Raw genomic sequence first — 13,123 nt, forward strand, 5'->3', positions numbered from 1 at the left:
CGCTAGTCCCCATTGCGCTCGGCACGTTTGCGCGGAACAAGCTGGCCATCGCGCAGCACCAGCGGCCGCTCGTCATCGGTCAGCACACCAACTGGCTTCTGTTTGCCGTTGCCGGCCTCGTGCAAGACGAAATGGCGCAACACGCCGCCGAACGTCCGTTCCAAATTGGCTTGGGTGAAGGTTTCCGCGGTCGGGCCGTAAGCAAGAACGGTGCGGTTGAGCAGAACCGTGCGATCGCAGAATTCCGGAACACTGCCGAGGTTGTGCGTGGATACCAGCATCACCCGTCCCTCTTCCCGCAGCGAGCGCAAGAGGGATACGATGGCATCCTCGGTCTTCACATCAACTCCGGTGAAGGGCTCGTCGAGCAGAATGACTTGGCCATCCTGTGCAAGTGCGCGCGCCAGAAAGACCCGCTTCTTCTGCCCGCCCGAGAGTTCGCCTATCTGCCGCTTGCGGAAGTCACTCATGTTGACGCGCGCCAACGCCGCGGATACCGCCTCGCGGTCTGCCGCTTTGGGGATGCGCATGAAACCCATATGGCCATAGCGTCCCATCATGACGACGTCTTCCACCAGGACGGGAAAGTTCCAATCCACCTCCTCGCTCTGCGGGACATAGGCGACGAGATTCTTCTTGAGCGCGGCATCGACCGGCTGGCCGAGGATGGAAATATTGCCCTTCGCGAGACGAACAAACCCCATGATCGCTTTGAAAAGGGTTGATTTTCCCGAGCCGTTCACACCCACAAGCGCGGTAATGGTGCCGGTCGGGATCGCGAATGTCGCGTCGCGCAAAGCGGTGTGGCCGTTTCGATAGGTCACTGTCGCGCCCGTCACGGCTAGCCCCTCGCCCGCGGCAGACGCCGCCTCGACAACCACGCGTTGGGCTGGCACGTTCACTGGGTGAGCCCCCTGGCGATCGTGTCGGACGTGACCCGCAACAGATCGATGTAGGTCGGCACCGGTCCATCCGCCTCAGTCAGCGAATCCACATAGAGTACACCACCGTACTTCGCACCCGTCTCGCGCGCCACCTGCCGCGCTGGCTTGTCCGAGATCGTGCTCTCGGAGAAGACAACCGTGATGCCGTTTTTCCGGACCGCATCGATGACTTTGCGAACCTGCTGCGGCGTGCCCTGCTGGTCGGCATTGATCGGCCACAAATAGAGTTCCTTCAGGCCGAAATCGCGCGCGAGATAGGAAAACGCCCCTTCACTCGATACCAGCCAGCGCTTGTTCTCGGGGATAGCCGCAAGCTCGGCCTTGATGGGATCGATGGCGGCTTTGATCTTGGTTTTGTAGGCTTCAGCATTTGCGCGGTAGGTCTCGGCGTTCTTTGGATCATATTTGACGAAGGCATCGCGAATGTTGTCGACATAGATGAGCGCGGCCGACGGCGACATCCAGGCATGAGGATTAGGCTTGCCGGAATAGGGGCCTTCCTTGATACCCATTGGCTCCACGCCCTCCGAGACCACAACGCCCGGCACGCCCTTGAGGTTCTGGAAAAATTTCTCGAACCAGAGCTCGAGATTGAGCCCGTTCCACAATATGAGCTTCGCGCCCTGGGCCTTTTGAATGTCACCAGGCGTCGGCTGATAGTTATGGATCTCCGCCCCCGGCTTCGTTATGGACTCAACCACCGCCGCATCGCCCGCCACGTTCCTCGCGATATCGGCGATGACGGTGAAGGTCGTCACCGCCTTGAACTTGTCCTCGGCCGTCGCCGCTGAAGCGGTGAGGAACGATCCGGTCGCAAAGCCCAAAACTCCGGCCAGCACCGACCGCCTAGCCCAGCCCGTCATCGATCGCTCCTTGTTGCGATTAAGTTGCAATACAAAATGAGTGATCCCGTCGCCTTTTGCAAGTGCGATCCATTCGCAATAAGGTCGAAAAGGCCCTTGAATCAGGATAATTAATTGCCATCAGCGCCCGGCTCTCCCTATCGATGTCTTTCGTAGGGGGGTAAGACGGACGTGTGAGATTCGGCCGTGGGGGCTACATGGGGCGAATTGCTAGCCTGGCTGACGAGCGTGAGCGCGACAAACGTACGGTTGAGCGCTTGCTTGGCTCCTCCCGGATGTCCGACACGAAATGGAGGTTAGCGCTGGGCGCTGTATATGCGTGTGGCGTGCAGATTCAGGAGATGAAGGTAAAGTTCGTCGATGTTCCAGAAGTGAAACGCCTCGGCTCGCTCTGGTTCAAAACTCCCCACGCCTTCACCGACAGCCTGGAATACGGCCCCTTTCCTCTCGTCGCCATTGAAGGGCTCGAATTTCCGAGGGACATCGACCAAGGCAGGCGGAGCAATCCTCACTGTCGCGGAAAGCAGGACATCGCCGCGATCCGCGCGGCGCTCGATGCCACCGGCAAGGCACTTCCTCTTGAGGATACCGAGACAGGGCTTCGCATCGTTGGTCATCGCTTCAGCCGGTAACGGCCATGCTCTGCCGGCCAACCAGACGAGCATTTGACGCAATTGACCGCGTTGAAAAATCGCTTTTGTGTGCCTCTGTGTGATTGATGAAAGCATGGCATCTTTTATGGCGTCCAAACTATTCCTGAGCGGCCTCTGCGCTCTTGCGCTTCTCAGCTTTGTCGCCCCTGCGGCAGCACGCGACAGCGCCCCTTCAGATGAGACCAAGGCTTATGTCAAACACACCGTCGAAATCCTGCGAGCACGGATTTTCTATCCTGTCGTGCCGGACAAGCCTTTGGCCGGTGGAACGGCCATCGTCACGTTCCGGATCCAGTCGGACGGCAGCGTTGCGGATGTCAAGCTCAAGCGCTCATCCGGTCATGGTCATATCGATTCAACAGCGCTAGGCATCGTCTATGGAGCGCAATTCGCTCCGCCGCCAGCGGGCGTCGCCGGGCAGATGATCGTGCTACCCCTTGCATTCGAGGCACCGCGTCCTCGCAAGACATCGACGCCGCGGCAGCAATAGACAATCAGGGGACCGCAACGCGGCAAGAGCTCCCGAGATTACCCGGAAGCTCCTCAAGTCTTGGGTTTCAGATCGCGATCGATCAACGCGCCTTCAGGAAGTCCGCAACTTCGAGCAGAACGAATTCATTGTCGTCCTGCACATTCGGTTCGCGGCTGGTCGAGAACGGCAGATTGTTGTCGTTGCCGACGATGATGTGGCGATCATCGACAAGGTCGACATCCTCGATGGTGAAGAAGGGGAAGGTCAGCACGTCGCCGTTCAACGGCTTGCGCGCCTTCTTGTTCGGATCGGCGATCTTCATGAGATCGATATAAGCGACCTTGCGCGCGACGCCATTGGCATTGGCGTCGCTGAGCTCAACCTTGTAGACGCGCTTGAACTTCGCGATGTCGGCGAAGCAGTCGGCGCGCTTCTGGCCTTCGGGGCAGGCCTTGTCGGCCGTGCCTTCGCCGTTGTCTCGCTCGATGATCAAGCCCATGGTCGGATCGATCATGTTGAAGTCGCCAATAGCGTTGCCGTTCTGCTCAAGAACGAATTTCCAATGGCGGCCGGTCCACTTCTCCGCCGCAACATCGAACTCCAGGATGCGGAGATACTCCTTGCCGTCGGCGGTCTTCTCCCAATCCTTCTTCTCGACGTCCCAGAGGGGGCCCTCCAAAAGCGGATAAAGGAAGCGGCCGTCCTTGGAGGCGGCCATGCCCTCATACCCCTTAGAGCGGCGCACGTTGAAAGGGACCGGCTGATTGGGGGCGGCTGGCGTTGTGACGGCATAGTGGTCGGGCGAACGCGCCGGCTTGCCATCGACCATCGTCTCGATGACGGCTTCGACCTTGCCCGTCATGTCCGCACGAATGAGATAAGGACCGAATTCCTCGCCAATCCAGATCTTGTCGCCGATGATCTGGAAGCTTTCAGGATCGAAATCCGACCCCGTGAGGTAGCGTTTGTCCGTCGCCTCGTTCGCGATGCGGAACGGCACCTTTTTGTCGGGATCGCTGAGGAAAACCGTGCCGAGGCGCTCGACGGTGCCCTTGTCCCAGTCGATCCGGTAGTGGTTGAGATACAGCATGGAATCAGGGGAGTTCGCCTTGGCCCCCATGCCGTTGTCGGTCAACACCCAGAACGTGCCGTCAGTCATCTTCTTGATACCGGAATGCCCCTGCAGCGGCTGGCCGGTGAATGGCACCTTCATGCCCGTCGGACGTCCATTCGAGAGACCTTCGACGGTGTTAACAGCCTCGACACGCTTGCCTGTCGTGAACTTGCCCGATGTCCTGAGGTCGGCGGGCGCGTCGGCCGGAGCCTCGACAAAGCTCTTTGCCGGCAGGATCGCGTGACCGGCGAGCGTGGCAGGCGCGGCCTGCTGAGCCAAAGCGGTTCCCGCGAGCACAGCCGTCAGGGGCATCGCAAGCAAAAGACGGGCAATCATCATAGATCCTTCACGGAGAGAAAAACCGTCGGCAAGCTGACGTTGGCCCATGTCGGCACGTTGACAACGCAATGACGGCTCGATGACGTCTTCGCCGGTGGACATCCGGCACGACCGTTTAATGTGTTGCAGCGCACAGCGTAAAACCAAGTTCTTCTGACAACGTGTGCCGAGCTAAACCAAAAAATATATATATTTCCGGCGGTTATCGGACCCCCTCCGCAAATCGGCCGCCCCCGCGCGAAATCAACAGCCGTTGACAACCAACTCCCGGGAATTAAAAACCAAGCGGTCGGAAACGAAGATCGGTCGAGTTTCATGTCGCGCCCGAGAGTTATCAACCAGGAAAGCATCTTGGATGCGGCCGAAGCCGTCGTCGCTCGCGATGGAGCTGCGAGGCTGACGCTCGACGCTGTCGCGCACGAGGCGGGCATCAGCAAAGCCAGCGTGCTCTACGACTTCAAGTCCAAGCAAGCGCTGATCAAGGCGGTCATAGAACGCAGGTTCGCGGAAGAGAGGAATCGAATCGCTTTTGCGACCAAGCGGCTGAACGGCCGTCCCGACGCCAAGATTCACGGCCGCATCGCGGCGGCCAGGACCGTGCAGTATCGGGAGAGCCCTGCCGTCGCCGTTAGTCTCTGTGCCGCTCTGGCACAGGACACCGAATTGCAGCAGACAATGCAGGATGCTTTCCGTCAGGAGTTTGCGGAAGTCCTGGAGACCGCGACCAACACCCGCGGCGCTTTACTCGCTTTCCTCGCGGTCGAAGGCCTGATGGTGCTGGAGTATCTGGGGCTTCACCACTGGCCGGAGCCAACTCGCAGCGAGATCCTGAAGGAAATCGATGCGCTGGTCGACACGGCACCAAGAGACCCGCCACTGAATATACGCCTGCTCAAAGAGCACGTTTCTCGCCAAGCCGAGTTCGTGACTGAGCGCTAACTGGACGATCCGCCATGAAATCTGCTTACATACCCGCCCGGGTCCTGGCTGCCGCCATCTTTCTGCCGGTGGCCTTGTCGAGCGCCGCATTGCCCGCTGCAGCCCAGAACGGCGCGCCGCCGCCTTCGGCCGTCAGCGTGATCGAAGTCGCCGCCGAGCGTATCCCGATCATCAACGAGCTGCCGGGCCGCATTGCGCCAACGCGGATAGCGGAAGTGCGTCCGCGCGTGTCAGGCATCGTGACGGAACGCGTTTTCGAGCAGGGCAGCCTCGTCAAACAGGGGGACGTGCTCTACCGCATCGATGCCGACATGTTCCGAGTACGTGTGGAAAGTGCGAAAGCGACCTTGCAACGCGCGCGGGCGACGCAGCTCCAGGCTCGCCAGCAGGCAGACCGCCAGAAGGAACTGCGCGAACGCAACATCGCAAGCGTCCAGCAGCTCGAATCGGCCGTCGCCGCACTCGCCCAGGCCGACGCCGATGTTGCCGCGGCGGAAGCCGGCTTGAACGAGGCGCAGCTCAATCTCCAGTACACCGAGGTCCGTGCACCGATTGCCGGTCGTATTGGCCGCGCTCTCATTACTGAGGGCGCGCTGGTGAGCAGCACCGAAAACCTCGCGACAATCCAGCAGCTCGATCCTATCTACGCAGACTTCACGCAATCATCGAACGAACTGCTGAAATTGCGCCAAGCACTTGCCAGTGGCAGCTTGAAAGGCCCCGCCCCGGGCGAAGCCCGTGTCACTCTTCAATTCGACGACGGCCGGGTCTATGAGCACACGGGTACCTTGCTGTTCTCGGAGGCCGCCGTTGACATAACAACGGGGCAGATCACGATGCGGGCGGAATTTCCCAACCCGGACGGACAGCTTCTGCCTGGTCTTTATGTGCGGGTGCAAATCGAACAGGGCATTCAACATGATGCCGTCGCTGTTCCGCAGCAGGCGATCCAGCGTGATGCCAACGGGAACGCTCAGGTCTTCGTAGTCAACGACAAGGATATTGCCGAGCTTCGTCAAGTCCGTGTCAACCGGACCGTCGGTCAGCGCTTTGTCGTCGACAGCGGTCTGAAGCCCGGCGATCGCGTGGTGGTCGAGGGCTTCCAGAAGATCGCTCCCGGGGCAGCGGTTTCGGTACAAACATGGAAAGCGGCCGATGCGAGCGCCGCAGCAGCCAAGAAGAACACGGCTGTCGAGTAAAGGTCCGTCATCATGGCGCAATTCTTCATCGGCCGCCCGATCTTTGCCTGGGTGGTCGCACTTTTCATCGTGATCGGTGGCATCATCGCCATTCCGATGCTGCCAATCGCGCAGTATCCAAATGTCGCGCCGCCGCAGATCTCCATTCAGACAACCTATGCAGGCGCCTCTCCTGAAGAAATATACCAGAGCGTCACCCGGCCGATCGAGGAAGAGCTCAATGGCGTTCCGGGGTTGATCTATTTCGAATCAACGTCGGATTCATCAGGTCTCGTCCAGATCACTGCAACCTTCAGGCCAGGCACTTCGACCAGCCAGGCCTCTGTCGATGTCCAGAACGCCATCCGACGCGTTGAGGCGCGCCTACCCGAAACCGTCACACGCCAAGGTGTACAGGTGGAGGAGGCTGGAGCCGGCTTTCTCATGGTGGCTGGGCTCATCTCCACCGACGGCTCCATGGATGCCGTCGCGCTGGGCGATTATGTCAGCCGCAACATCCTCGGCGAAATACGCCGCATCGACGGCGTCGGCCGCGCTCAGTTGTTCGCGTCCCAGCGCGCGATGCGCATCTGGATCGATCCTGACAAGATGGTCGGGCTCAATCTCACCACGGGCGACATCGCCGCGGCCATTGGCGCGCAGAACGCTCAGGTGGCCGCCGGCCGTATCGGCGCACAGCCCAATCCGATTCAGCAGCAGATATCGGCGACGGTCCTCGTCAAGGGTCAGCTGACGACCCCGGACGAATTCGGCGCCATTGTCCTGCGCGCGAACCCGGATGGATCGAGCGTGCGTCTGCGCGACGTCGCTCGCGTCGAAGTCGGCGCGGAAACCTATAACTTCAATACGCGGATCAACGGCAAGCCTGCGGCCGCAATAGGCGTCCAGCTGTCGCCGACCGGCAATGCCCTCGCTACGTCCAAGGCGATCCGCGCGAAAATGGAAGAACTTTCGCGCTTCTTCCCGCCCGGTATCGAATACACGATCCCGTACGACACCTCGCCGTTCGTCGAGGTTTCGATCGAGAAAGTTCTGCACACGCTGCTCGAGGCCGTCGCGCTCGTCTTCGTGGTCATGTTCCTGTTTCTGCAGAACTTCCGCTATACGATCATTCCGACGCTGGTGGTGCCGGTCGCCTTGCTGGGAACCTGTGGCGTGATGTTAGCCACCGGCTTTTCGATCAATGTGCTGACGATGTTCGCCATGGTGCTCGCCATCGGCATTCTGGTCGATGACGCCATCGTGGTCGTGGAGAATGTCGAGCGCATCATGGCGGAGGAAGGGCTGCCGCCGCTCGAAGCCACCCGAAAGGCAATGAAACAGATCTCGGGTGCGATCGTCGGTATCACGCTCGTTCTCACGGCGGTGTTCGTGCCGATGGCGTTCTTCCCCGGCGCGGTTGGCGTCATCTATCAGCAGTTCAGCCTGACGATGGTGACGTCCATCCTTCTGTCGGGCTTCCTTGCTCTGTCGCTCACCCCCGCCCTGTGTGCGACCTTGCTCAAGCCTATCCCGCAAGGTCACCATGAGAAGAGGGGCTTTTTCGGGTGGTTCAACCGCAGCTTCGACAGGTTCACGAACAGCTATGCGGGAAGCGTGAGCTGGATCGTCCGTCGCGCGGGGCGTTTCATGGTCATCTACCTCGCCTTGCTGGTCGGGCTGGGGTGGGCCTTCATGCGCCTTCCCACTTCGTTCCTACCCAACGAAGACCAAGGTTACATCATTGTCGATATGCAGGCCCCACCAGAGGCGAGCGGTAACCGCACTCAGGCCATTATCGAAACAGCGGAAAAGCATTTTTCCGAGGAGAAAGCCGTCGATCGCATGGTTATGATCCAGGGCTACAGCTTCTCAGGAGCGGGTGACAACGCAGCCCTGTCCTTCGTGACGCTGAAGGACTGGAATGAGCGCGACGCCGGCAGCTCGGCAGATGCAATCGCCGCGCGGGCCAACGGCGCCCTGTTCCAGGTCCGCGATGCCATGGCGTTCGCCCTCTCACCGCCGGCCATCACCGGTCTTGGCACATCAAGTGGCTTCACGTTCCGGCTGCAGGATCGCGGTGGCCTTGGGCAGACGGCGCTCGTCGCTGCGGGCAAGCAGCTGATGGACGCCGCGGCGAAAAGCCCCGTGCTCGCCGGCTTGCGCGTTGAAGGCATGCCGAACGCCGCGCAAGTCAATCTGATCATCGATCGTGAAAAGGCGAATACCTTCGGCGTCACCTTCGCCGACATCAACTCTACCATTTCGACGAATCTGGGCTCATCCTACATCAATGACTTCCCAAACGCGGGTCGCATGCAGCGCGTTACCGTGCAGGCCGATGCAGGCCGACGCATGCAAACGGAAGACTTGCTGAAACTCAACGTGCGCAACTCGGCAGGCGGAATGGTTCCCCTGTCAGCCTTCGCACGGATCGACTGGCAGATGGGCCCGGCCCAGGTGGTCGGCTACAACGGCTATCCCTCCATCCGTATCAATGGTGCAGCAGCTCCCGGCTATTCTTCCGGTGCCGCTATCCAGGAAATGGAGCGACTGGCCGGCGAGTTGCCGACTGGCTTCGGCTATGAGTGGACCGGCCAATCCCTGCAGGAGATACAATCCGGGTCGCAAGCCCCGTTCCTCATGGGGTTGACGGTGTTGTTCGTCTTCCTGCTGCTGGCTGCCCTCTATGAGAGTTGGTCCATCCCGCTCTCCGTGATGATGGTGGTTCCGCTCGGCGTGCTTGGATCGGTCGCAGCGGTGATGCTGCGCGACATGCCGAACGACGTCTACTTCAAGGTCGGTCTCATCACGATCATCGGCCTCTCGGCGAAGAACGCGATCCTCATCATCGAGTTTGCGAAGGACCTGCGCGCCGAAGGCAAGCCCCTCCTGGAAGCAACCATCGAGGCGTGCCGCCTGCGGTTTCGACCAATCCTGATGACATCGCTGGCGTTCACCCTTGGCGTTGTTCCTCTCGCCATCGCGAGTGGCGCCAGCGCGGCGAGCCAGAACGCAATCGGTACCGGCGTGATGGGCGGCATGATCTCGGCGACCCTGCTAGCGATCTATTTCGTGCCCGTGTTCTTCGTCTTTGTGATGAAACTGTTCGGCCGGCGTGACAAGGCGAGCAGCGAACCTGCAGTGGAAAGCCCCACCCCAACAGGATCGGCGCCCGCACATCCGCATTGATGCCGCCGCACACGCTTGCGCAGATCATGAATGCCCGCCGGCTCTGACCCACCGGCGGGCATTTCCTATGCAGTTACCGCCCTGATTGCCGCCGATGATCGATCCGTAAAATCGGTGACCGAGAACAGCATCGATCGTATATGAAACACGTCCGACACATGCGGCATGTATGAAAATGTAAAAATGACGCCTCGTATCGGGCCGGAGGATTGTCCGCCTATTGGCTTAGGTAAAATCATCTCCAGCATTTGCTCCTGGACGGGCAGCGCCCCGCTATCATATCTGTAAAAGCAGATTGCAATATCAGGTGCTTGATCGACGAGGCCCGCATGAGCAATTCATTGCAGAGTCCCCTGCCCCTCTACGAGCAGATCAAGTCCACGATCGAAAAGCGCATACGCGGCGATGTTTGGCCCGCGGATTTCCGAGTTCCCTCCGAGGAGACGCTCGCGGAAGAATTCGGCGCTTCATCGCTCACGGTCCGGCGCGCCCTGCGGGAGTTGCAAACTGCAGGCATGCTGGTCAGGATTCAAGGTCGTGGCACATTCGTTGTCGGTCCCCGCATGCAATGCGCGATCTTCGAGTTGCCGGACATTTCTGAAGAAATAGCGACAAGCGGCGGGGTCCATACCAGCGAGGTCCTTTCGCTCAGGGTCGTGCCGGCCGACAGTCCGTTCACCAGCATGCTGCCCCACCCCTTCGACGGCGTCATTTATCATTCACGCCTCCTTCACAAGGAAGATGGAACGCCGCTTCAGCTTGAGGATCGCTTCGTCAATGCCGAGGAGGCTCCGGATTATTTGAAGCAGGACTTCACGCGCATAACACCGCATAGCTATTTGCTGCGTGAAACCGAAGTCTCCTTTGTCGATAATACCATTCGGGCTATCCGCGCAGACGAAGAGAGCCGCCAGCTCTTGGAGATCGAGAGCAATCAGCCTTGCCTTTTGCTTGATAGACGGACGTGGAGGGATGGCATCCCGGTGACACGTAGCCGGTTTCTCTATCCGGGAGACCGCTACCGGCTGCGCAGCGCTCACGAGGCGACGCCGAACGGAAGCCACGCGACACAGCCAGTCCATTCGCCGAAACGGGCCCGCTAAAGTCTCACTTCTTGTAAGTGTAGGAAAATAAGTCCGTCAGCACGCTATAAAGCACTTCCGTGAATAGATCCGGCGAGAAGATCAGCTTGGCAAAACGATGGAAATGGCAATCCTGCAGGCGAGCTCCTACGCCGTCAGGGGACCGAACCGCGTCATGACCGCTTCCCGGACGTCACGACCGGCTCGGCCCTGCCGCTTGCTACCGAGCGATAGGCGGCTTCAATCATGGCGAAGGCCCGCAATCCATCGTCGAGTGTGACTGGCATCGCAACGTCCTCCTTGAGAGCCTTTACGAAGGCCCAGGCGACATGCTCGTGAAAGACGCCAGTCGTGAAATGAGGCGTCGTGGGAGAGGACGTCCAATCGCCTGCCTCGCCCCGGCGTCGGAAGACGCGCAGGAAGTCCCGTTCCCGCGTCGAACGGGACGCAATATCAACGCCGCTGAGCAAGATAGTTCCATCAGTTCCGTAGATTTCAATAGACGTGTCCGCGGCGGCGAAGCACCAGCCCGTCGCAACCTCCGCGATCATGTTGTCATAACGGAACGTTGCAACAGCCGTGTCCTCTACGCCAAGCCCGAGCGTTCGAGACGACACCGTCGCGAAAACTGACGTCGGCTCTCCGAACATCCAGCGCAGGAAATCGGCGGCATGGATGCCCTCATCCAGTAATGTCCCGCCACCCGACCGTGCGGGATCTGTAAACCAAGCCGTCCGGAATGCCCCGTTCAAACCGTGGCTGTGGCTATGGCGTATGCGGCACAGCGAGACCTGGCCGATGGCCTTTTCCCTGAGCAACGCCGCGATCTCGCTGTTGATGGGATCGAAGCGCTTGGGAAAACTTTGCATGAACGGAATGCCGGATGCGTCGACGATCTCCTGAATCTGGAGGCAATCGACCATGCTGGTCCCCAGGGGCTTTTCGCACAGCACAGGTCGCCGATGCGCGGCGGCCGCCTTCACGAGCGAGAGATGATCGCCCGTCGCCGAGCAGATCGCGACGGCATCGCTGCCCAGGATCAGCCGGTCGAGGTCTGGCTCGACTGCTAGGCCATATTGAGCGGAAAAGACAGCAGCCCGATGCGCGTCGGAATCCCAAAGACCAGAAATTGCGGCATCCGGACTTTGAAGAAATGCCTTTGTCCAGAAGTTCGCGTGGTAGTGCTCGCTCCCAAGAATCGCGACGCGTATCGTCAAAGCCCCCTCCCCCAGTCAACCGGCTCTTGTTGCTTCGGCCGGCGTCCGCTGTCCAGTACGGGCAGCCTCGTAGATCGTCTCAGCAATCATCACGGACTGAAGCCCAGCCTGAGCGGTATCGTCGCCAGGTGTGTCCCCACGGACGATATCAAGCCAGTGCAGGTGATGGGCCCGCCCAAGCGGCTCCTCCGGGAGTTCGTGTGCGACCCAGTTCCGCACACCGGTGACGGACGGCGCGTATAAGGCCGCCGTCCCACGCTCAGTACGCAGCCAGACGGTTCCATGCTCTCCATACACTTCCAGCCGAAAGCGATCGCATCCTTGCAGCTCGGTATAGCTCATTTCATGGCTGACCCGGACACCACTGGCGAGTCGGTAAAGTGCGAAAACGTTGTCCTCAAGCACCGTCCGCATCAGACGTCCATCGGCCAGGGTTCTCTCGGGCCGCGCCGTCATTGCATCAGCAGATAATTCGGCGATGGGCCCGAAGAGATATCGACAGAGATCGATCCCATGCACACCCAGTTGCATGACGACGCCACCCGAGACATTGCCCGGCTTGAAGAACCACTCGGCCCAGTCGGCGCCCGGGGTCGCGTTGCGGAGACGAACCGAATGAACGGCGCCGAGGCGTCGCTCGTTCAGCATCTCACGCAGCCAGCGCACTTCCGGAAAATGGCGGTGCATGAAACTCACAGTGAGACGTCCCGCCGCTTCGTCCGCCGCCGCGATGATCGCCCGGCACTGGTCGCTGCTCAGGGCCATAGGCTTCTGCAGCAGTACAGATTTCCCCGCTGCCAATGCATCGATGGCGATGCGCTCATGCGTGTCGTCCGGTGATGCGACGACGACCGCATCAATGGATGGATCATCCAGTACACGACGATAGTCGGTCTCGATCCGGCCGATTCCGAGGGCATGCGCCCGTCTCTCCGTCGCCTCCCGTCGGCGGCCTACGAGCACGGCGACATCCGCCTGACTGGTCGCAGCGAGCCCTCCGGCGTGATAGTCGGCGATAAAGCCCGCGCCGATGATGGCGACAGCAACCCTGTCAGTCGTGCGACGAGGCCTACTCATCTTTTCAGGCCCCATGCCGCGAACGAGCTACCGCCACCCACCCGATGGCCGAC

General features: G+C 60.2%; 11 protein-coding genes. 6 read left to right on the forward strand and 5 right to left on the reverse strand.

Annotation, left to right across the window (positions count from 1 at the left end; translation table 11 throughout):
- Positions 1-2: 2 nt before the first annotated feature.
- Both KIO76_RS01755 and KIO76_RS01760 read right to left on the reverse strand, forming a co-directional pair.
- Complete coding sequence (locus KIO76_RS01755) at positions 3-902, reverse strand: manganese/iron ABC transporter ATP-binding protein (RefSeq protein ID WP_291976018.1); 900 nt, start codon at positions 900-902, stop codon at positions 3-5.
- Complete coding sequence (locus KIO76_RS01760) at positions 899-1,807, reverse strand: metal ABC transporter substrate-binding protein (RefSeq protein WP_213321196.1); 909 nt, start codon at positions 1,805-1,807, stop codon at positions 899-901. Before KIO76_RS01760 ends, KIO76_RS01755 begins: the two co-directional genes overlap by 4 nt.
- Positions 1,808-2,082: 275 nt before the next feature.
- Here KIO76_RS01760 and KIO76_RS01765 point away from each other — a divergent pair, with 275 nt between their 5' ends.
- On the forward strand, positions 2,083-2,439 hold the full coding sequence (locus KIO76_RS01765) for a hypothetical protein (RefSeq protein WP_213321197.1): 357 nt from the start codon (positions 2,083-2,085) through the stop codon (positions 2,437-2,439).
- A gap of 94 nt (positions 2,440-2,533) precedes the next feature.
- The gene (locus tag KIO76_RS01770; protein ID WP_213321198.1) at positions 2,534-2,950 is read left to right on the forward strand and encodes an energy transducer TonB family protein; all 417 of its coding nucleotides are present in this window, start codon (positions 2,534-2,536) and stop codon (positions 2,948-2,950) included.
- A gap of 82 nt (positions 2,951-3,032) precedes the next feature.
- Here the strand turns inward: KIO76_RS01770 and KIO76_RS01775 are convergent, their stop codons facing one another.
- On the reverse strand, positions 3,033-4,385 hold the full coding sequence (locus KIO76_RS01775) for an esterase-like activity of phytase family protein (protein ID WP_502761827.1): 1,353 nt from the start codon (positions 4,383-4,385) through the stop codon (positions 3,033-3,035).
- Between the two features lie 351 nt (positions 4,386-4,736).
- Between KIO76_RS01775 and KIO76_RS01780 the strand changes: the two genes are divergently transcribed.
- From KIO76_RS01780 to hutC, 4 genes are all read left to right on the forward strand, one after another.
- Complete coding sequence (locus KIO76_RS01780) at positions 4,737-5,324, forward strand: TetR/AcrR family transcriptional regulator (RefSeq protein ID WP_249729439.1); 588 nt, start codon at positions 4,737-4,739, stop codon at positions 5,322-5,324.
- A gap of 14 nt (positions 5,325-5,338) precedes the next feature.
- A complete protein-coding gene (locus tag KIO76_RS01785) occupies positions 5,339-6,523 on the forward strand; it encodes an efflux RND transporter periplasmic adaptor subunit (RefSeq protein ID WP_213321200.1) in 1,185 nt (394 codons plus the stop codon).
- Positions 6,524-6,535: 12 nt separating this feature from the next.
- On the forward strand, positions 6,536-9,694 hold the full coding sequence (locus KIO76_RS01790) for a multidrug efflux RND transporter permease subunit (RefSeq protein WP_213321201.1): 3,159 nt from the start codon (positions 6,536-6,538) through the stop codon (positions 9,692-9,694).
- A 329-nt stretch (positions 9,695-10,023) separates the two neighbouring features.
- Positions 10,024-10,797 carry a histidine utilization transcriptional repressor HutC gene (gene hutC, locus KIO76_RS01795; RefSeq protein ID WP_213321202.1) on the forward strand — a complete coding sequence of 258 codons (774 nt, stop codon included), beginning with the start codon at positions 10,024-10,026 and terminating at the stop codon, positions 10,795-10,797.
- Between the two features lie 152 nt (positions 10,798-10,949).
- Here the strand turns inward: hutC and KIO76_RS01800 are convergent, their stop codons facing one another.
- The gene (locus tag KIO76_RS01800; protein ID WP_213321203.1) at positions 10,950-11,993 is read right to left on the reverse strand and encodes a Gfo/Idh/MocA family protein; all 1,044 of its coding nucleotides are present in this window, start codon (positions 11,991-11,993) and stop codon (positions 10,950-10,952) included.
- Between the two features lie 15 nt (positions 11,994-12,008).
- On the reverse strand, positions 12,009-13,070 hold the full coding sequence (locus KIO76_RS01805; RefSeq protein ID WP_213321204.1) for a Gfo/Idh/MocA family protein: 1,062 nt from the start codon (positions 13,068-13,070) through the stop codon (positions 12,009-12,011).
- Positions 13,071-13,123 lie beyond the last annotated feature (53 nt).

Origin of the sequence: Chelatococcus sp. YT9 (assembly GCF_018398315.1) — a bacterium.
Taxonomy (GTDB): domain Bacteria; phylum Pseudomonadota; class Alphaproteobacteria; order Rhizobiales; family Beijerinckiaceae; genus Chelatococcus.